The organism is Pseudomonas sp. J380 (genome assembly GCF_009827115.1).
Classification (GTDB): Bacteria; Pseudomonadota; Gammaproteobacteria; order Pseudomonadales; family Pseudomonadaceae; genus Aquipseudomonas; species Aquipseudomonas paracarnis.
In genome coordinates, this window is the sequence record NZ_CP043060.1 from 5,457,128 (window position 1) to 5,477,664 (window position 20,537).

A 20,537-nucleotide genomic window follows, 5' to 3' on the forward strand; every position below is an offset into this window, starting at 1 on the left:
CTGCTCTGGCAGAGCTAGGGCTATTAGATCGACCCTCAAGCACATCGTGGAACTATGAAATCGTGAGGGTCTGTTTCTTTTAGACGGAATATTTAACGGTTGCAAGGTGCCGGATCATAAGGCATTCCTGAGGGTTTGCAGGTGCGCCACCTGTCGGCTGAAGTCGGCGTTGGAGAGCCGCTTCAGCGCAACGGGCTCAAGCGCCTGGCTGATGATGTGAGGGGGTTGTCGCGTAAGGTGTTCCAGCACCTGCCGTTGCCTTGGCGCATCGAGGTGTTCGAACCCGGGATGACGTCGCCGGGCTGCGCGCAGAATGTCGTGTCGCAAGGCTTGCAACAACGTGCCCTGGCCGCTGCGGCGCAATAGGAAGTCCGCGCTGGCCTGCAAGTGTTCCCGCAGTTGGCGACGTGCCTTGGGCGCCGGTGCCTGGATCGGGCCCTGGCGGATGCCTGCCTGCCACAGCCCCAGAACAAGCAGTGCAACCAGGGCGACGAGGGCCTGGGGGAAATAACGGAACAGCAGAGTAAACAGATCGTCCGTGTCGCTGTTGAACAGCAAGGTGACCTCAGTGCCCTGGTTCAGGTACCACAGCAACCAGGCGTTATCATGGTTGCCGATATTGGCGGTTTTCCACAGGTCGCTGTCGGTGATCACCGTTACGTGGCCTTGCCCAAGGTCAAGTTGCATCAGGTGGCTGGACTTGGCGCTGTTGGCGGAAAACTGCGCCAGGTGCTTGGGGTCGGTGAGGTTGAAGTCGGTGTCAAAACTGAAGTACGCCGGGGCGGTTTCGTTGTCGACATAGAGCTTGGTCAGGTCCGGCTTGGTTTTTTTACGCGGTGGCGCGGGTTCGTCGAAGGTGTCGCTCAAGGTTTGACGGATAGTGAGGCGATCAAGCAGCAGGTCACCGCTTGTGCCGGATTCCTCATCCCATAATGCCTCGGCGACCAGTAGCAGGTGGCCACCGGCTTTTGCCCAGCCCAGTAGTTGTTCGACCTGGCGCGGGGTCATGTTGCTGCGCTCCCCCAGCAGCAACAGGCTATGGCCTTTGGCAGGCAGGTCGGCGAGTCGTTCAAGGCCATTGGCGTGCGCCACAACCACGCCTTGCTGGCGTAGAAAGTGCTCGGCGGCCAGGTAAGGGTTGGCGCGTGCCTCTGGCGACGGGCCCCGGTCAACCACTTCGTCGTAGGGAATTGCTTTGTGCCAGGCATATAAGCCGCCCGCACCCAGCAGGCACGCCAACAACAGCGCTGTCCACAATAGCGCGCGATTCATTGGCTCGCTCCTTCACCGAAAAGAGCACGCCAGTCGCTGCACAGTTTTTGTTGGGCTGAAGAGGGCGGCAGACTGTGACCATAGGCCAGGTTTTGCCAGTGGCGCGTCAGTTCGTCGCTGAACGCCAGTAATTGCGGTTGTTGCAAACGATGAACGTGCTCCAGCACCTGCCCCTCGGTATCGGCGCTTGTCAGTGGCAGGTCGAACTCGTGCAACAGCCGGCTGAGCAACCCGCGATACAGCAGGCCAAGGGCTTCCCGGGGCTGGGTGGGCCATAGTTGTTCGGCGGTACTGGCGATGTCTTCGGGCAATGTCTCGGCGCCCAGCTCCAAGCCGAACAACTGAGCGGGAACGGGCGAGGGGGCGGTAGTGCGAGTGGGTCCGAGGCGGCTGACGAACGTGAGCAACCATTCACGGTAACGCCAGAACACCAGGGCCAGGCCGCCAATCACAAGGCTCCAGAGCAGTATTTCCAAGGTTTTGGCGACGTATTTGAAGGTGTCGCTGTTAAGGTTGTCGAGCAGTGCCTGGAGCCAGCCGGGTAATTTGCCGTCGCCCTTGGCCTTGTTTTCAACCGGCGCTTTTTCTTCGCCAAACCGATAGCGTGTGACGGTTTCCGGGTTCTTGAAAGGTGGCTTTTCCAGCAATGCCTGGATGGATTGGCTGGCGGCCTGGGTACTGAGTGGCTTATGGGCTGTGGTTTCATCTGCCATGGTCGGTGGGCTGATTTGTAGCAGTGCCAGGCCAACGACCAGCAACAGCAGCGGTGCAACGTTGTTCAGGCGCTGGCGCAGGCGACGGAATACCAGTTCCAGGTCCCAGGCCTCCAGCACCGTGCGGCGGTTGAGGTACAGGCTGAAGCCACAGGCGACGTAGATGGGTTCCCAGAACACCAGGACCAGGGCATAGAAGGCATTGCTCAGGTGCTCAAGCCAAAGCACGTCCGAGCCTGATGCCAATACCAGTCGTTGCCAGTCCCAGTCCAGTTCAACCTGTTGCGGGATGAAGAGATAGAACAGGGCCATGCCGCCAAACCACAGGCCGATTTCCAGGTGAACGCCGATCGTCGTCAGCCAGCGTGCGGCGCCAGCGTTACGTTGCAGCAACACCCCAAGGCGTCGTTGACGTGCGTCACCGTCCAGGCCTTCCAGTTGGCTGACGGGCAGGGTGAAGCTGCGACTCATGCTCAGCCGCCGCCAGGTCAGGCTGGCGAACAGTTGCCCTTTGAGCAACTGCGGCCAATGGCGAACGGCCTGTTTGAGGCTGGGGGGCTCAGCAAACAGGGCCTGGGAAAGAATGTACAGCGGCAAGCGGTCGAAGGCCGGCTTGAGCCACCAGAACAGGAACATGACCAGAGACGGGTAACTCCAAAGCAGCACCGTCAACAGGCTGAATATCGGAAGGCTCACCAGCGCCCAACTGCTCATCAGCAAGAAACGGCGTTCCCGGGCCATCAGCACACCCAAGTCCATGGCTTCCCAGGAAGTGCGCGGGCAAATGACTACGCTGGCGTCAGTCAGGCGCATGGCGACTCCGCCCGGCCAGGGTCAGGTAAGCGGCCACCAGCAGCCAGAGGGCGGCGCCTACCGCGTACTTGATCCAGGGCTCAATGCGAGTGGTTGAGGACCAGTAGGCTTCGATAAAGGCGGCGATCAACAGGAACACCATGACACCACAGAGCATCCTTACGCTTTTGCGCGCGGCCAGGCGCAGGGCTTCGCTGCGCGCCAAGCGCCCGGGGGCGACCAGTGACCAGCCCAGTTGCAAGCCTGCGGCACCGGCCAGTGTGATGGCGCTCAACTCGAATGCGCCGTGACCAATGACAAACGACCAGAAGGTCTGGCCATAGCCAATGTCGGTAAGGTGCCCGGAGACCGCACCTATGACCAAACCGTTGAAAATCAGGAAGAACACACTGCCCAGGCCAAACAACAGGCCGGCGGCGAAGGTCTGGAAGGCGATGCCGATGTTGTGCATCACGTAATAGCCAAACATCATCCAGTCTTCGCTGGCGGCACGCTCGGCAGCGCGGCCCAGGCGGCTGGCATCGGGGTTGTACATGCCCTGCATCTCGGCCACCTGCTGGGAGCTGATGATGCTGTAGACCAGGTCGGGGAACAGGTACACCAGCAGGGCTATCCCCACCAGGCTGCCAAAGAACAGCAGGCCGGCGATCAGCACGAAGCGCCATTGTTCGCGTACCAGGCGCGGGAAGTCGGCGAGAAGAAACGCCAGTATGTTTGCCGTCAGTTGGCTGCGATGGCGATACAGTTGTTGATGGCCGCGCAATGCCAGCTGTTGCAACGGATCGACCAGGTAACTGCTGTAGCCGCGCTGCTGAGCCAGGGCCAGATGTTGGCACAGGCGTCGATATTGATGCGGGAAGTCGGCGACATCGGCGGCCTTGGCTTTACCTTGCTCCAGTTGCTTCAACTGCTCGGCGAAGGTTTGCCATTGATGCTGGTGGCGGCTTTCAAAAAGGCTTTGCTTCATGTCGGCCCCAACAAACCACGGGCTACACCGTTGAGTTGCTCCACGGCACGCGGTGCAGGCACTTGCAGGGGCCCTGCGAGGATGGCGGCCAGTTCATGCACCCGTTCGGCCGAGAGTTCCGCCTGGCGTTCGGCGAAACCGAGGATGGCCCGCTGTTCGCTCAGCTCCAGTGCGAATGACAGGCGCAGGGCGGGTGCTTGAGGGATGCTCGGGCGTACCAGCGGCAGATCGCGGTAGACCACCAGCGTGCCTGCCGCCAGGTCGCCGAGCCGCTTGAAGTGCGGATGCTGCAGGCAACTGATCGCGCCGAGGAAATAACCGAAGGGCAGCATGTCGACAAAACGCAGCAGGTTGCGGATCAATGATGCCGACCAGCCAATGGGCGTGCCGTCATCCTGTACCACGCGCAGGCCCATGACCTGCTTGCCCGGCGAGCAGCCGTGGTTGAGCACTTCGAACAACACCATGTACCACCAGCTCACCACGAACAGCAGCAGCGAACCCAGCCCGATCCCCACATTGCCGAGCAGCGCCAGCGGCACTAGCAGGATCCCCATGATGATCCCTCGCGCGCCCAGGTCGAATGCAAAGGCCAATGCCCGAGAGGGCAGGCCAGCAGGACGCAGGGGCAGGTCGATGCCCTCCGGCGTTTCTATCTGATAGTGGGTATCCAAAGGCGTTGATGGCATTGCGATCCTTGGCAGTGCGAGGCGACTTGAGAGACACGGATGCTAGCAGTGTCAACGGTGGAAGCAACCATTCGAGGGTTTTCTGGATATTTATACAGTCAGGTATCGCTGGCTCCCAACGCCTTGCAGCGCCTAGACTTTGTCGATCTTCAGCACAGGAATAGCCCGTGACCTCGATTTTCTGGTACGACTATGAAACCACTGGCATCAACCCGCGCAATGATCGCCCGCTCCAGGTAGCCGGGATCCGCACCGACCTTGAGCTCAATGAGATCGGTGCGCCGATCAATCTTTATTGCCAGCCCAGCGACGATATCCTGCCTCACCCGGCAGCGTGCGCGATCACGGGCATCACGCCGGGTGTCCTCGCCGAGAAGGGCCTTGCCGAAGCCGATTTCATGACTCGGGTGCACGCCGAACTGGCCGCGCCAGGTACCTGCGGCGCCGGCTACAACACCCTGCGATTCGACGATGAAATGACGCGCTACAGTCTGTACCGCAATTTTTTCGACCCGTATGCGCGCGAGTGGCAGGGCGGCAACAGCCGGTGGGACTTGATCGATGTGATGCGCACTGCCTACGCCCTGCGGCCGGAGGGGATCAACTGGCCCGAGCAGGACGGGCGTGTGACCCTCAAGCTCGAACGCTTGACCGAGGCCAACGGCATCGACCATGGCCAGGCCCATGATGCGTTGTCGGATGTGCGTGCAACCATCGCCCTGGCGCGGTTGGTCCGGGAGAAACAACCGAAGTTGTATGAATGGTTGTTTCAATTGCGCAGCAAGCAGCGGGTCATGGATCAGGTGCGGTTGCTGCAACCGATGGTGCATATCTCGGGGCGTTTTTCCGCCGAGCGCCATTATCTGGGCGTGGTCTTGCCCCTGGCCTGGCACCCGCGCAATCGCAATGCCTTGATCGTCTGTGACCTGGGGCTCGATCCACAAGGGCTGTTGGACCTGGATGCGACGACGCTGCGTCAGCGTCTTTACACGCGCCGCGATGAGCTAGCCGAAGGTGAACTACCGGTTCCGCTCAAGTTGCTGCATATCAACCGCTGCCCGGTGGTTGCGCCGTTGAAGGTGCTGCGCCCTCAAGACCTCGAGCGCCTTCAATTGGATAAGGAAGCTTGCCTCGCGCGGGCGCTGCGGCTAACTGACGCACAGGAAGTTTGGCGGGACAAGTTAGCGGCCATTTATGCCGAGGAAGACTTTGCGTCAAACTCGGACCCGGAGCAGCAGCTCTACGAGGGTTTTATTGGTGACCGTGACCGCCGTTTATGTGAGCAAGTTCGCATGGCAGAGCCCGCGCAATTAGCCCGTCAGCAGTGGCCGTTCGATGATCATCGTTTGCCGGAATTATTATTTCGCTACCGGGCGCGTAACTTTCCTGAAACCTTGAACAATGAGGAGCAACAACGCTGGAAACTTTTCTGTCAGCAACGTTTGTCGGATGCACAGTGGGGGGCGCCGAATACCCTCTTGGCATTTAAGCAGGCGCGTGAGGAGTTGGCGGTTAGTGCTACATCGTTTCAGTGCCAGGTACTGGCGCAATGGCAGGACTATGTGGATTCCTTAGCGGCGCGCCTGAATCTGTAGGCGCATAACTACAGAATATTCAGACAATAAAAAACGCCAGCAAGCTGGCGTTTTTCATGTGTGACGTATCGGGTGAACGTCCGACCGGGCTTAGCCCAGCAGGGTTGCCCAACCTTCAACTACGTCACCGCCCCACTTGGCTTTCCACTCTTTCAGAGTTTTGTGGTTGCCACCTTTGGTTTCAATTACTTCGCCGTTGTGCGGGTTTTTGTACTGCTTGACCTTGCGAGCACGCTTGGTGCCGGTAGTTTTCACAGCGCCACGCGGTGCTTTAACTTTCGACTCTGGATCCAGCAGCGCGATGATGTCACGCAGGGATTTGGAGTATTCACCCATCAGGGTGCGCAATTTGCCTTCGAATTCCAGCTCGGTTTTCAGCTTGTCGTCTTCGGACAGGTTCTTCAAACGGGCTTGCAGCTCTTTGATAGCTTCTTCGGTGGCGCGGTATTCGTTGATCAGTGACATGTGGACTACCTTATGTAGAACGCTGATTGACAGGGTGAGTGGCCTAATAATAGTCAGGCAATTTCATCAAGTAAACATTTAAGACGGTATTCAGGCGAATGACATTGAATGTGTGGGAGAAAACCTGGCCGATGAGTTAATTAGTGAGCGTTATGCGCAAAAGATAATCACCTTAATTTTTTGCTACTGGCCTGAGCATGCCGTTGTATCGTCATATAGCGCTGGTAAAACCTTACACGATTAAGGGGTGTTACCACGGCCATGCCTCAAGATAAGGTGCAAGGGAATACTGCAGTTTTTCTGCGTAATCGCTAGAATAGCGGCCTTTGTGAAGTTCTGGAGTTTCCCCCTAATGCGCACTTTTCGGCTGGTGATTGCTTGCCCGGACCGGGTTGGCATCGTTGCCAAGGTCAGTAACTTTCTGGCTTCCCATAATGGCTGGATCACCGAGGCGAGCCATCACTCGGACGATCTCAGTGGTTGGTTTTTCATGCGTCACGAAATCCGTGCCGATACGTTGCCCTTTGGCCTGGAAGCCTTCCGCGAGGCGTTTGCGCCGATTGCCGAAGAGTTTTCGATGACCTGGCACATCACCGATACAGAGCAGAAGAAACGCGTGGTGCTGATGGCCAGCCGCGAATCCCACTGCCTGGCAGACCTGCTGCACCGCTGGCACAGCGACGAACTCGATTGCGAGATTGCCTGCGTGATCTCCAACCATGACGACCTGCGCAGCATGGTCGAATGGCATGGCATCCCTTATTACCATGTGCCGGTCAACCCACAGGACAAGGAGCCGGCATTCGCCGAAGTGTCGCGCCTGGTCAAGCAGCATGACGCGGATGTAGTGGTGCTGGCGCGCTACATGCAGATCCTGCCACCGGAGCTGTGCCGCGAATACGCTGGCAAGGTGATCAACATCCACCACAGCTTCTTGCCGTCCTTTGTTGGTGCCAAGCCTTATCACCAGGCTTCCCTGCGTGGCGTGAAGCTGATTGGTGCAACCTGCCACTACGTGACCGAAGAGCTGGACGCCGGCCCGATCATCGAGCAGGACGTGGTGCGCGTCAGCCACAGCGACAGTATTGAAGACATGGTGCGTTTCGGCCGTGATGTCGAGAAGATGGTGTTGGCCCGTGGCTTGCGCTACCACCTGGAAGATCGCGTGTTGGTGCACGGCAACAAGACCGTGGTCTTCTGACCCAGCGGTTTTGATTGAAAGACACCGGGGCCTGGAGGTAAAACTCTCCAGGCCCTTTTTTATTTCTGTTTCAGGAGATTCCCATGAGCAACCCGCTGGATAAAGCCACCTCAAGGGCACCTGCTACCTTGGGCGAGGGCTGTTTGAGTCGTTACGACCCGGACGCGCTGGATGCCGAGGATGGTACTGATTTTCCAGGCGCGGCGCGTTTATGGGAACAGACACAGGCGCAGGATGAGCAGCCTGCCGCCCCTGAAAAAGACGCTTGAGCAGCGGTTTGCCGACCATCAATAGAAACACTGGCGCACCGGCCAGCAAATAGAAGTAGTAGGTCACCGCGCGCCAGATCAGAATCGCCGCAGCCGCTGTGGATGTGCCCACCATGGGCGCCAGCAGTGCCGCTGACGTCAACTCCGCAGCGCCGGCCCCGCCTGGCGCCAGGCTGAACTGCCCGGCAGTCAGGGATAACATCTGGATCAGAAAGCTCCAGGCCCACTGCACCTCGCCCCCCAACCCGCGCAGCGCCAGGTACAGCACGCTGTAACGCAGCAGCCAATGCAGGCTGGTCAGCGCAAAGACCCCAAGCAAGGTGCTGCGGGGTAGTTTCAGGGTGGCGCTGAACGCCGCAAGAAAACGCAGCAACCGGCGTGCCCAGCGTCGGCGGGTGATAGCACTGACCTTCATGGCCTTGAGTACCAAACCCGCCAGGCGAATCAGCCGTCGGTGAAAATGCACCACGGCCCAGCCACTGATTACCCCACCCACCATCGACACGGCGCTGAGCCCCAGCAACCACTCCAGGCGCGGGCTGAGGCTATGGAACAGCGCATATAGCAAGATCCCCACCAGTGCGCAGAGAAAAAACACGAGGTCGCTCAACTGGTCCATGGCAAACACCGCGCTGCCTTGGGCGGGGCGGATGCCATTGCGTGCCAGCAGGGCCATCAGGGTCAACGGCCCGCCGCTGCCGCCGGGTGTTGCACACATGGCGAACTCGGTGGATATCACCACGCCAAGGCTTTTAAGCGGGCCTAACTCGCCGCGATGCTCGCCAAGCAGTAGGCGGATACGCAGACTGTTGATCAGCCAGCAGCCAATGATCATGGCGAACATCCCCAGTAACTGGGGCAAGGGAAACTGGCGCAGGCGCGCAATGCTTTCGCCGCCGCCCAGCCACAATGGGATCACCAGCGCCACCAAGAGCGCCAACACTAACCAGATCAGTCGGCCCATGGCTGCGTCGCCAGCCAGGCGGCCTTGGTTTGGGGGACGCGCCCCGTGTTGAGCAGGCGTTGCAGGGTGTCTAGCCAATAATCGCGGGAAAACCTGTGGCGCATGTCCACCGGGTGCAAACCCAGTCGGATCAGCGGGGCCTCCTGCCACCGCTGTTCACGGCGATCACTGAGGATTTTGGACAATCCCCGGCGCCAGGCACTGCGGGCGCTCCACACCAGGCCGGGGGCGTTGATAGGCGTGAAGTCCGGCAGGCGATAAAGATGTTGTGGGTCGCTGGTGTAGCTCAGCGGCAACTGGCGCAATGCCTGCCGGGTGCCGTCGCTCATCAACCAGGCGGGCGCAACAAAGCCATGCAGAGGCCAGCCATTGCGCTCAAATACCTCAATGCCGGCGGTCAACCGCCGCAACGCCTCGGCTTCGGACAGCTGGTAAAACTCGCCTTCGTGGGTATAGATGCGTCGCATAAACCATTCTTTTGGCGTACGCGGCCGAGGTTGGTCGTCGCAATGGTAGTAACCGTGCAAGGTGAGCTCATCGCCCTTGGCGACACGGCTGTCGAGCAGGCGCCGAAAATCGCGGTGGGCGGCCAAGTCGTCATGGTGATGGAAGTCTGGCACCACCAGCCAAGTGATGGGCACGTGGCCCAGTGCATCGACGGCCTCGACGAACGGCCGGTAGTCGGCCCAGGTGTGCGGAGCCACGTCGTGCAGTACCAGCATCAGCGCGCGCTCAGCCATGGGCGAGCATCGGTTCATGGCTGCCCAGCACGGCGCAGTAATGCCCCAGCAGGCTGTCGACTACCGTGTCCCACGCATAATGCTGCTCGACATGGCGCCGAGCCTGAGCACCCAGGCGTCGGCTGTCGGTACTGAACAGCTCGCGCACCGCCTCGGCCATGGCCTTGGGGTTGTTTGGCGCGCACAGCAGGCCACAACGCTCGTCGACAATCTCGGTAAAGGCCCCGGCCGCCACGGCGACCACTGGAATACCGCAGGCCATGGCTTCCAGGATCACCAGGCCGAAGGTCTCCTGGTCGCCACCATGCAGTAAGGCGTCGGCGCTGGCCATCAACCGAGCGACATGTTGGGCGGGCCGGAATCCGTCAACCACGGTGACATTGTCTGGCACGCTGGCCGGCATGCCGGAGCCCACCAGCAGCAAGTGGTAGCCTTCCCCCAGGCGTTTCATGCAGTTGAGCAGCACCGGCAGGTTTTTCTCCTTGGAGCCGCGCCCGGCGAAGATCAGTAGCCGAGTGTCTTCGCCAATCCCCAGTTCGGCGCGCAGGCCGGGGTCACGTACCTCAGGGGTGAAGGTTTGCAGGTCTACGCCCAGGGGTTGTACGAAGACATTTCTGACGCCAAGCCCGATGAGCTTGTCGGCCATTACCTGGCTGGGGGCGAGCACTCGGTCAAAATTCCCATAGAGTTTGCGCACATAGGCTTCAACATTGGGGGTAAACCAAGGCCCCATGCGGTTGCTCACCAGCAGTGGCAGGTCGGAGTGGTAAAAGCCGATGACCGGCACATCCAATTGGCGTCGGGCATCCAGCGCGGCCCAGGCGGTCAGGTAAGGGTCGCCAACTTCGATCAGGTCGGGCTGTAAATCGTGCAGGACATTTCGCCAAGGCGCCAAACGAAGGGGGAAGCGATAGCCTTTGCCGAAGGGCAGGGCGGGCGCCGGTACTTTGAAGATGCCGTCCTGCTCGCTCAAGTGTGCGCCAGGAATCAACAGGCTATGGCGAATGCCCGGCTTGAGCGCCAGACGCCGGTGCTTGGCGTCAAGGTAAGTGCGTACGCCACCGCTGGCCGGGGCGTAGAACATGGTTATGTCAGCGATATGCACGATGAACATCCCTCCGATCCATTGCTCTCCCTAGATGGACCTGAGGTAAGGATAGATGTTCGGTTTAGATTCGCAGCATGACGGTGGCGGGAGTGGACAAACGCACGCTGTAGGAGCGAGCTTGCTCGCGAAAAACTCACAGACTCCGCGTTTCTTCAGGCAGCCCGCGTTATCGTTGACGTTTTTCGCGAGCAAGCTCGCTCCTACAGGTGGATTAAGGTGGGGGCACCTCAGATCCGGAAGCTGCCCACCAATTGCTTCAAGCGCGAGGCCTGTTGTTCCAGGTCCGAGCAGGCGCGCAGGGTCGATTGCAGGTTTTCCACCCCTTCCTGGTTGAGGGTGTTGATCTCGGTGATGTCCATATTGATCGACTCCACCACCGAGGTTTGTTCTTCCGTTGCGGTGGCGACCGACTGGTTCATGCCGTCGATCTCGCCAATGCGCTGGGTCACGCTGTTCAGGCGCTCGCCGGCCAGGTTGGCGATTTCCACGCTGTCCAGGCTGTGGCGTTGGCTTTCGCTCATGGTAGTCACAGAGTCCCGGGCACCCACCTGTAGCTCTTCGATCATCGTCTGCACCTGTTGCGCCGACTCCTGAGTGCGATGAGCGAGGTTGCGCACTTCATCGGCCACGACCGCAAATCCACGACCGGCTTCCCCCGCGCGCGCCGCTTCGATCGCCGCATTGAGCGCCAGCAGATTGGTTTGCTGGGAAATGCTGGTGATCACCTCAAGAATCTGGCCGATATTCACCGTTTTGCTGTTAAGTGCTTCAATATTGGTGCTTGAGGTGCTGATCATGCTGGATAACTGCGTCATCGCCTTGATATTGCGTTCAACCACCTGCTGGCCGTCTTCGGCCAAGTGTCTGGCATCGCTGGCCTGACTGGAGGCTTGGGCGGCGTTGCGTGCGATCTCCTGGGCTGCGGCCCCCAGTTGATTGATGGCGGCAGCGACGCTGTTGGTGCGGTTGGCCTGTTCGTCAGAGTTGACCATCGACGAGTTGGAGGCGCTGACCACCCGCAGGGCCACTTCATTGACGTGCTCGGTGGCTGAAGACACTTCGCGAATCGAGGTATGAATGCGCTCGACGAAGCGGTTGAAAGCATTGCCCAGGGTGCCGAATTCATCATTGTTCTGGATGGTCAGGCGGCGGGTCAGGTCGCCTTCACCGTCGGCAATGTCTTGCATGGCGCGGGTCATCAGGTGCAAAGGTTGCAGCAAGACGCGGATCAGCATGCCGAGCAGGGCGATGATGATCACCACCGCGATGATCGTGGCGATCACCGCCGAGGTGCGGAACTCACTGAGCATGGCGAAAGACTTGTCCTTGTCCACCGAAACGCCCAGGTACCAGTTCACCGATGGCAGGCCCTTGATCGGTGTGAACGTCACGATATTGGTCTTGCCATTGGCTTGCACTTCGCTGAAGTCGCCGCTGATCTTCGGCGTGTCTTTTGGATAAACGTCCGACAGGGTCTTCATCACCAAGGCTTTATCGGGGTGCACCAGCACTTTGCCGTCGGCGCTGACCAGGAACGCATAGCCCATGCCGCCAAAATCCAGCGCGCCGATGTTGTCCACCAGGGTCTGCAGGCTCAGGTCGCCGCCGACTACGCCGATGCTCTGGCCGCCCTTGGTACTGGGCGTGGCAACGGAGATGATCAGTTGCCCGGTCGCCGCGTCGATATAGGGTTCGGTCAGGGTCGAGCCATTACTGGCCTGGGCGCCCTTGTACCAGGGGCGAACACGCGGGTCGAAGCCGTCGGGCATCTTGGTGTCAGGGCGGATGGTGAACGTGCCCTGGCTGTCACCGACGTAGGTCGCCATGAATGACGAAGTCAGCGCTTTCTGCTCCAGCAGGCTGGCGACGACGGTTTTTTCAGGGTTGATGGCGATGTTCTGTGCGGCGTTTTCCACCAGGGCGATACGTCCGGTGAGCCAGGTCTGGATGTTGCTGGCGGTAACGTCGCCCATCTCGTGCAGGTAGTTGTTGAGGTCGTCGCGAATCGCGTTGCGCTGCAGATAGTCGTTGTAGAGGGTAAACAACGCAAAGGCGGCGATGACGATAAGGGAGGCTGCAAGCAGGATCTTGTGGCTGAAGCGCAGATTTTTGTTCATGGCTTGAAGGGTCCGCTAAGGTCTTAATATCCGAGGCGCATCCAATGCGGGAGGCGCGAAATGGCAGCGTTAAAAAAGGTGTGGTATTTCTGGTGATAGCTCCGTTGGTCCGTATCGGAATTATCTGACCGTTTTTTAGTCTTTGTCGGGCTTACATCCGTCTATATCGACCTCGCGGCACTAAAGATTAACCATAGGTGACGAAATGCCTGACTCCACACAACTGCTTATCGGTGCAGGCCCTGACGGCCAGCCCATCGCCCAGTCCATGCGCCTGGCCAACCGTCATGGGTTGATCGCCGGCGCCACCGGCACCGGCAAGACCGTCACCTTGCAGCGCCTGGCGGAAGCCTTCAGTGATGCGGGCGTGGCGGTGTTCGCTGCCGACATCAAAGGCGACCTCTGCGGCCTGGGCGCCGCCGCCAACCCCCAGGGCAAAGTGGCCGAGCGCATCGCCGGTATGCCCTTCCTTGATTACACGGCCCAGGCGTACCCGGTCACCCTGTGGGATATCCACGGCCAATCCGGTCATCCGTTGCGCACCACCATCAGTGAAATGGGCCCGCTCTTGCTCGGCAGCCTGTTGGAACTCACCGACAGCCAGCAGTCGGCGCTCTATGCGGCGTTCAAAGTGGCCGACCGCGAAGGCCTGTTGCTGCTGGACCTCAAGGACCTCAAGGCACTGCTCAATCACCTGCGCTATCACCCGGAACTGCTGGGCGAAGACGCCGCCTTGATGACCACCGGTTCCAGCCAGGCCTTGTTACGACGCCTGGCGGTGCTGGAGCAGCAGGGCGCCGAAGCCTTGTTTGGCGAGCCGGCCCTGCAACTGGAGGATATTTTGCAGCCCGCCAGTGATGGGCGTGGTCGCATCCACCTGCTGGACGCCAGCCGCCTGGTGCATGAAGCGCCGAAGGTCTACGCGACCTTCCTGTTATGGCTGCTGGCAGAGTTGTTCGAACAATTGCCGGAACGCGGCGATGCCGACAAACCGTTGCTGGCGTTGTTTTTCGATGAAGCGCACTTGTTGTTCGCCGATACGCCAAAAGCCTTGCAGGAGCGTCTGGAGCAAGTGGTGCGCCTGATCCGTTCCAAAGGGGTTGGCGTGTACTTCGTCACCCAGTCGCCGGGCGACCTGCCGGATACGGTACTGGCGCAACTGGGCCTGCGCATCCAGCACGGTTTGCGCGCATTCACCGCCAAAGAGCAGAAATCCCTGCGAGCGGTGGCGGACGGTTTTCGGCCCAACCCGACGTTCGATACTTTGTCGGTGCTTACAGAATTGGGCACCGGTGAGGCATTGGTGGGAACCTTGCAGGAAAAGGGCACGCCGGAAGTCGTCCAGCGCGTACTGGTTGCTCCCCCGCAATCGCGGATCGGGCCGCTCACCGAAGCCGAACGTAAAGCGTTGGTTGCCAGTTCGCCGCTGTTGGGGCGCTATGACAAACCAGTGGATCGTGAGTCTGCCTATGAGGTGCTGATGGCCCGCAAGGAGCTTGGGCCTGCCGAGCAGGCTGCTCCGGCCGCCGAAGAGCCGAGCTTCACCGACAAGGCGGGTGCATTCCTGGGGACCACGGCGGGCAAGGCGTTGAAATCAGCCATGCAGCAGGCCGCCAATCAGATGGGGCGCCAGTTGGTGCGGGGGTTGCTGGGTTCGTTGCTGGGCGGCAGCAAACGCAAATAGCGCTTCAGGCTTTGGGCCGGGCATGGGCGGCCAGCCGTTCCAGGGCAGCGCGCAACCCCGGGTCGTTGATCCCTTCAGCGGTGGCCTGAAGGGTTTCGGCGGCCGTTTCCGACAGGTCCATGGTATGCCCCACTGCGCCTTGCGGCACGGTGGGTGGCTGTACCTTGAACTGAATGCGCGTCAAATTGGCAAATTCGTCGAACGCCATCAACTGGCGCTGCAAGCGCTTCTGTTGGTAGCGCAAGCGGGTCGCCCAATGCCCATCGGTGACAATTAATAGCAGGTTGCCTTCACGCCAGGAGGCGACGTGACAATGTTCCCGGGCGGCCGGCTGCAGTTGGCTTTCCAGCAGGCGTTGCAGATGGCCCAAGCGTTGCGCCTGGCCGAAGATAGCTTTCAGCGGTTTGGCTTCGCGGAGCAACGCGCCGGGGGCGCGGGCTGTGAGAGGGCGAAATGCCATGTTTAGACACCTTAGGTAACAGAGCGGCTATCTTAGCAGAAAGCGCCTGTATGCCCTGAGGCTCTGCGTCGGCAGGGCTTTCTCCGTCAAATCAATAAGTAACTTCTGCGCCTGGTGGGTTGAAGTTCCAGCAAAAGCCCTTATTTTAAACATGCCCTCTCACTATGCCGTGCCTGTCTCAGGGAACAACGCCACTTTCCTCACCCACGATTCCGGGTAGAATGCGCGTTCGCAATGCGGCCGTGAGGGCTGCTCGGGCCACTCACGGTGCGCCCTCCATCCCTATGTGTGGAAGAACCTGCCGATATGTTTGCGCCTTTGTTAAAGAAACTTTTTGGAAGCAAGAATGAGCGCGAAGTCAAACGCATGCTCAAGACGGTGCAGCTGGTCAATGCCTTCGAAGAGCAGATGGTTGCTCTGTCGGACGAGCAATTGCGCGCCAAGACCCAAGAGTTCAAGGCCCGCATAGCCAAAGGTGAAACCCTCGACAAGCTGCTGCCCGAAGCCTTCGCGGTTGCCCGTGAAGCCGGTAAGCGCGTCATGGGCATGCGCCACTTCGACGTCCAGTTGATCGGCGGCATGACCTTGCATGAAGGCATGATTGCCGAAATGCGCACCGGTGAAGGCAAGACCCTGGTGGCAACCCTGGGCGTTTACCTCAACGCACTGTCCGGCAAGGGCGTGCACGTTGTGACGGTGAACGATTACCTGGCTCGCCGGGACGCCAACTGGATGCGCCCGTTGTATGAATTCCTCGGCCTGACCGTCGGCGTGGTAACGCCGTTCCAGCCGCCGGAAGAGAAGCGCGCCGCGTACGCCTGCGACATCACCTACGGTACCAACAACGAATTCGGTTTCGATTACCTGCGCGACAACATGGCGTTCAGCATGGATGAAAAATTCCAGCGTGAACTCAACTTTGCCGTGATCGACGAAGTCGACTCCATCCTCATCGACGAAGCCCGTACCCCGCTGATCATCTCCGGCCAGGCCGAAGACAGCTCGCGCCTGTACACCGAGATCAACAAGTTGATCCCGCGTCTTGAGCAGCACATCGAGGAAGTGGAAGGCGTGGTGACCAAAGAAGGTCACTTCACCATTGACGAGAAGACCCGCCAGGTCGAACTCAACGAAGCCGGTCACCAGTTTGTCGAAGAAATGCTGACCCAGATCGGCGAACTGGCCGAAGGCGAAAGCCTGTACTCGGCGCACAACCTGGGCCTGTTGACCCACGTGTACGCTGGCCTGCGCGCCCACAAGCTGTTCCACCGCAACGTCGAATACATCGTGCAGGACGGCCAAGTGGTACTGGTTGACGAGCACACCGGTCGTACCATGCCCGGTCGTCGCCTGTCCGAAGGCCTGCACCAGGCCATCGAAGCCAAGGAACACCTCAACATTCAGGCCGAAAGCCAGACGTTGGCGTCCACCACCTTCCAGAACTACTTCCGTCTGTACAACAAGCTGTCCGGCATGACCGGTACGGCCGACACCGAAGCGTTCGAATTCCACCAGATCTACAACCTGGCCGTGATGGTCATTCCGCCGAACAAACCGTTGGCGCGTAAAGACTACAACGACCTGGTGTTCCTGACCGCCGAAGAGAAATACGCGGCGATCATCAACGACATCAAGGACGGCATGGCCAAGGGCCGTCCGATCCTGGTGGGTACCGCCACCATCGAGACCTCCGAGCACGTGTCCAACCTGCTCAACAAGGAAGGCATCGAGCACAAGGTACTGAACGCCAAGTTCCACGAAAAAGAAGCCGAGATCATTGCCCAGGCCGGTCGCCCAGGCGCATTGACCATCGCCACCAACATGGCCGGTCGTGGTACCGACATCCTGTTGGGCGGCAACTGGGAAGTGGAAGTGGCCTCGCTCGACAACCCAACGCCTGAGCAGATCGCCCAGATCAAGGCCGACTGGCAGAAGCGTCACCAGGCTGTGCTGGAATCCGGTGGCTTGCAGGTGATCGCGTCCGAGCGTCACGAATCGCGTCGTATCGACAACCAGCTGCGTGGCCGTGCCGGCCGCCAGGGTGATGCCGGTTCCAGCCGTTTCTACCTGTCGTTGGAAGACAGCCTGATGCGTATCTTCGCATCGGACCGGGTGAAGAACTTCATGAAAGCCCTGGGCATGCAGTCCGGTGAAGCGATCGAGCACCGCATGGTGACCAACGCCATCGAGAAGGCCCAGCGCAAAGTAGAAGGCCGCAACTTCGATATTCGCAAGCAACTGCTCGAGTTCGACGACGTCAACAACGAACAGCGTAAAGTGATCTATCACATGCGTAACACGTTGCTGGCCGCCGACAACATTGGCGAGACCATCGCTGATTTCCGTCAGGACGTGCTCAACGCCACTGTCAGCGCCCATATTCCGCCACAGTCGCTGCCTGAGCAGTGGGATGTTGCCGGCCTGGAAGCGGCATTGAAGAGCGACTTCGGTGTGGACTTGCCGGTTCAGCAATGGCTGGACGAAGACGACCACCTGTATGAAGAAACCCTGCGCGAAAAACTGATGGCCGAGTTGCTGGCGGCGTACAACGAGAAAGAAGAGCAGGCGAGTGCCGAAGCTCTGCGCACCTTCGAGAAACAGATCGTATTGCGCGTGCTGGATGACCTGTGGAAAGACCACCTGTCGACCATGGACCACCTGCGCCACGGTATCCACCTGCGTGGCTACGCCCAGAAGAACCCGAAGCAGGAGTACAAGCGCGAGTCGTTCACGCTGTTCTCCGAATTGCTGGATTCGATCAAGCGCGATTCGATCCGCGTGCTGTCCCACGTTCAGGTGCGTCGCGAAGACCCGATCGAGGAAGAAGCACGCCTGCGTCAGGAAGCCGAAGCACTGGCGGCGCGCATGCAGTTCCAGCATGACGAAGCGCCGGGCCTGGATGAGCCTGAAGCATTGGGTGAAGAGGTCGATGTGGCCCTGGCCCAGACCCCGGTTCGCAATGACCAGAAGCTGGGCCGCAACGAGCTGTGCTACTGCGGTTCGGGCAAGAAATTCAAACACTGCCACGGCCAGATCGAATAAGATTTTCGCCTGACGCTGCAACACCCCGCGCCGCGACCGGCCTTTGCCGTCGCGGCGTTTTGCCATTAATTCCCACCGTCGATAGCGACGGCACAGACATCACCTATTTTTGAGGAGCGCATTCATGGCTGTTGGTCTTGGTCCTTTGCCCACGTTGCACCCGGTTGCCGGTTTTGAACTCGGTATCGCTTCGGCGGGCATCAAGCGCCCGGGGCGCAAGGATGTGGTGGTGATGCGTTGTGCGGAAGGCTCGACCGTGGCGGGCGTGTTCACCCTCAATGCCTTCTGCGCTGCGCCGGTGATTCTGGCCAAGCAACGAGTGGCCGGGTCGATTCGCTACCTGCTGACCAATACCGGCAATGCCAACGCCGGCACCGGAGAGCCGGGCCTTGTCGCGGCGGCGCGCACCTGCGCCAAGCTGGCCCAGTTGACCGGCGTCGATGCCAGCCAGGTGCTGCCGTACTCCACCGGTGTGATCGGTGAGCCGCTGCCGGTGGAAAAAATCGAAGGTGCCCTGCAAGCCGCGCTCGATGACCTGTCTGCGGATAACTGGGCGGCTGCCGCTACCGGCATCATGACCACCGATACCTTGCCAAAAGGCGCGAGCCGTCAGTTCGTGCATGAGGGCGTGACCATCACCGTCACCGGTATCAGCAAGGGCGCAGGCATGATTCGACCAAACATGGCCACCATGCTCGGTTATATCGCCACCGACGCCAAAGTCTCCCGTGATGTGCTGCAACGCCTGATGCTGGACGGCGCCAACAAGTCGTTCAACCGCATCACCATCGACGGTGATACCTCCACCAACGACTGCTGCATGCTGATCGCCACCGGCCAGGCCAACCTGCCGGAAATCACTTCCACCGAAGGTCCATTGTTCGCGGCGTTGAAACAGGCAGTGTTTGAAGTGTGCATGGACGTGGCCCAGGCCATCGTGCGTGACGGCGAGGGCGCGACCAAGTTCGTCACTGTTGAAGTCAACGGTGGCGGCAACCATCAGGAGTGCCTGGATGTGGGCTACACCGTGGCGCACTCGCCGCTGATCAAGACCGCGCTGTTTGCTTCGGACCCGAACTGGGGCCGTATCCTCGCGGCTGTCGGCCGTGCTGGCGTGCCGGACCTGGACGTGAGCAAGATCGACGTGTTCCTGGGTGACGTGTGCATCGCCAGCCGTGGCGCCCGCGCCGAAACCTACACCGAAGCCCAGGGCTCGGCGGTGATGCAGCAGGAAGAAATCACCATCCGTATCGAACTGGGTCGTGGTGACTGCAGCGAAACCATCTGGACCACCGACCTGTCCCACGAGTACGTGAAGATCAACGCGGAATACCGTACCTGAAAATGACCCTCCCCCTGTAGGAGCGAGCTTGCTCGCGAAAAACTCAATGCCATCGCGGTTATCCTGGATGCACGCGTTATCGTTGACGTTCTTCGCGAGCAAGCTCGCTCCTACAAAGGGCTACGACGAGAGGAAGCAGTGGCGTGAAACGAGTGCATGTAGCAGCAGCGGTGATCCGCGGTGTCGATGGCAGGATCCTGCTGGCGCGCCGTGCCGATACTCAGCATCAAGGCGGCCTCTGGGAGTTTCCCGGCGGCAAGGTGGAGGCTGATGAGTCGGTTGCCACGGCTTTGTCCCGTGAATTGCAGGAAGAGCTGGGCATCCAGGTCACCACGGCGCGGCCGCTGATCAAGGTGCAACATGACTATCCGGACAAGCAGGTATTGCTGGATGTCTGGGAAGTCTCGGCTTTTACCGGCGAGCCCCATGGCGCTGAAGGGCAGCCGTTGGCGTGGGTGGCACCGCGGGACCTGGTCAACTATGAATTTCCGGCGGCGAATGCGCCGATTGTCGCCGCGGCACGCTTGCCCGCCGAGTACCTGATCACCCCTGGCGAGCTGGAGACCCCGACGCTGTTGCGCGGTATCCAAAAGGCTATTGCTGGTGGCATCAAGCTGGTTCAACTGCGTGCGCCCAACGGCTATGACCCCAAATACCGTGACCTGGCGGTAGATGCGGTGGGCCTGTGTGCCGGCAAGGCGCAATTGATGCTCAAGGGGCCGTTCGAGTGGCTGGGGGATTTCCCAGCTGCCGGCTGGCACATGACCTCGGCGCAGTTGCGCAAATACGCCAGTAAGGGCCGCCCACTGCCCAAAGACCGTTGGCTGGCGGCTTCGTGCCACAACGCGGAAGAGCTGGCCCTGGCAGAAATGATGGACGTGGATTTCGTCACCCTGTCGCCGGTGCAGCCGACCCAGACCCATCCGGATGCCCAGCCGTTGGGGTGGGAGCAGGCGCAGCAGTTGATCGCCGGGTTCAGCAAGCCGGTGTTTCTGTTGGGCGGGGTTGGGCCGGCGCAGCGGGAGCAGGCCTGGGAGGCTGGTGCGCAAGGTGTGGCAGGTATTCGAGCGTTCTGGCCGCAGGTGTGATGATCATT

The 20,537-nt window shown here is 60.1% G+C and carries 16 protein-coding genes and 1 pseudogene; 6 read left to right on the forward strand and 11 right to left on the reverse strand.

Annotated features, from left to right (window positions below; genetic code table 11):
• Positions 1-114: 114 nt before the first annotated feature.
• From FXO12_RS24950 to FXO12_RS24965, 4 genes are read right to left on the reverse strand one after another with little or no spacing between them, the layout of a single operon-like run.
• Entirely contained in the window at positions 115-1,272 is a 1,158-nt protein-coding gene (locus FXO12_RS24950; protein WP_057975097.1) for a DUF4350 domain-containing protein, read from the reverse strand.
• The gene (locus tag FXO12_RS24955) at positions 1,269-2,798 is read right to left on the reverse strand and encodes a DUF4129 domain-containing protein (protein ID WP_057975098.1); all 1,530 of its coding nucleotides are present in this window, start codon (positions 2,796-2,798) and stop codon (positions 1,269-1,271) included. Before FXO12_RS24955 ends, FXO12_RS24950 begins: the two co-directional genes overlap by 4 nt.
• Positions 2,785-3,765, reverse strand: a complete 981-nt coding sequence (locus tag FXO12_RS24960; protein ID WP_057975099.1) for a stage II sporulation protein M — start codon at positions 3,763-3,765, stop codon at positions 2,785-2,787. The genes FXO12_RS24955 and FXO12_RS24960 overlap by 14 nt, the downstream gene beginning before the upstream one ends.
• Positions 3,762-4,454, reverse strand: a complete 693-nt coding sequence (locus tag FXO12_RS24965) for an RDD family protein (protein ID WP_057975100.1) — start codon at positions 4,452-4,454, stop codon at positions 3,762-3,764. The genes FXO12_RS24960 and FXO12_RS24965 overlap by 4 nt, the downstream gene beginning before the upstream one ends.
• 167 nt (positions 4,455-4,621) lie before the next feature.
• On the opposite strand from FXO12_RS24965, the gene sbcB reads away from it, so the two are divergent.
• Positions 4,622-6,049, forward strand: a complete 1,428-nt coding sequence (gene sbcB / locus FXO12_RS24970; RefSeq protein ID WP_054918405.1) for an exodeoxyribonuclease I — start codon at positions 4,622-4,624, stop codon at positions 6,047-6,049.
• 90 nt (positions 6,050-6,139) lie between these two features.
• Here sbcB and mvaT read toward each other — a convergent pair whose 3' ends face one another.
• Complete coding sequence (gene mvaT / locus FXO12_RS24975; RefSeq protein ID WP_019821235.1) at positions 6,140-6,514, reverse strand: histone-like nucleoid-structuring protein MvaT; 375 nt, start codon at positions 6,512-6,514, stop codon at positions 6,140-6,142.
• A gap of 352 nt (positions 6,515-6,866) precedes the next feature.
• On the opposite strand from mvaT, the gene purU reads away from it, so the two are divergent.
• Positions 6,867-7,715, forward strand: coding sequence for a formyltetrahydrofolate deformylase (purU, locus tag FXO12_RS24980; protein WP_019821236.1), 849 nt, complete (start codon positions 6,867-6,869; stop codon positions 7,713-7,715).
• 123 nt (positions 7,716-7,838) lie between these two features.
• On the opposite strand, the gene FXO12_RS24985 is transcribed toward purU, so the two are convergent.
• The 5 genes and pseudogenes from FXO12_RS24985 to FXO12_RS29495 form a co-directional block, all read right to left on the reverse strand.
• Positions 7,839-8,948, reverse strand: a complete 1,110-nt coding sequence (locus FXO12_RS24985; protein ID WP_054898010.1) for a lysylphosphatidylglycerol synthase transmembrane domain-containing protein — start codon at positions 8,946-8,948, stop codon at positions 7,839-7,841.
• Positions 8,936-9,688 carry a DUF2334 domain-containing protein gene (locus FXO12_RS24990; RefSeq protein ID WP_057975101.1) on the reverse strand — a complete coding sequence of 251 codons (753 nt, stop codon included), beginning with the start codon at positions 9,686-9,688 and terminating at the stop codon, positions 8,936-8,938. The genes FXO12_RS24985 and FXO12_RS24990 overlap by 13 nt, the downstream gene beginning before the upstream one ends.
• Entirely contained in the window at positions 9,681-10,802 is a 1,122-nt protein-coding gene (locus tag FXO12_RS24995; RefSeq protein ID WP_057975102.1) for a glycosyltransferase family 1 protein, read from the reverse strand. Before FXO12_RS24995 ends, FXO12_RS24990 begins: the two co-directional genes overlap by 8 nt.
• Positions 10,803-11,023: 221 nt before the next feature.
• Entirely contained in the window at positions 11,024-11,788 is a 765-nt protein-coding gene (locus FXO12_RS29490; protein WP_370694806.1) for a methyl-accepting chemotaxis protein, read from the reverse strand.
• Positions 11,789-11,929: 141 nt separating this feature from the next.
• Positions 11,930-12,913: pseudogene (locus FXO12_RS29495) on the reverse strand (cache and HAMP domain-containing protein); the annotation flags it as partial.
• Between the two features lie 205 nt (positions 12,914-13,118).
• On the opposite strand from FXO12_RS29495, the gene FXO12_RS25005 reads away from it, so the two are divergent.
• Positions 13,119-14,597, forward strand: a complete 1,479-nt coding sequence (locus FXO12_RS25005) for a helicase HerA-like domain-containing protein (protein WP_054918416.1) — start codon at positions 13,119-13,121, stop codon at positions 14,595-14,597.
• Positions 14,598-14,601: 4 nt separating this feature from the next.
• Here the strand turns inward: FXO12_RS25005 and FXO12_RS25010 are convergent, their stop codons facing one another.
• The gene (locus FXO12_RS25010) at positions 14,602-15,057 is read right to left on the reverse strand and encodes a DUF721 domain-containing protein (protein WP_034128591.1); all 456 of its coding nucleotides are present in this window, start codon (positions 15,055-15,057) and stop codon (positions 14,602-14,604) included.
• A 306-nt stretch (positions 15,058-15,363) separates the two neighbouring features.
• Between FXO12_RS25010 and secA the strand changes: the two genes are divergently transcribed.
• The 3 genes from secA (at position 15,364) to FXO12_RS25030 (ending at position 20,529) form a co-directional block, all read left to right on the forward strand.
• Positions 15,364-18,099 (forward strand): preprotein translocase subunit SecA, encoded by a 2,736-nt coding sequence (gene secA, locus FXO12_RS25020; RefSeq protein ID WP_014719726.1) that lies wholly within the window; start codon positions 15,364-15,366, stop codon positions 18,097-18,099.
• A gap of 124 nt (positions 18,100-18,223) precedes the next feature.
• A complete protein-coding gene (gene argJ / locus FXO12_RS25025) occupies positions 18,224-19,441 on the forward strand; it encodes a bifunctional glutamate N-acetyltransferase/amino-acid acetyltransferase ArgJ (protein WP_034128590.1) in 1,218 nt (405 codons plus the stop codon).
• A gap of 143 nt (positions 19,442-19,584) precedes the next feature.
• Positions 19,585-20,529 carry a Nudix family hydrolase gene (locus tag FXO12_RS25030; RefSeq protein WP_047711674.1) on the forward strand — a complete coding sequence of 315 codons (945 nt, stop codon included), beginning with the start codon at positions 19,585-19,587 and terminating at the stop codon, positions 20,527-20,529.
• Positions 20,530-20,537 lie beyond the last annotated feature (8 nt).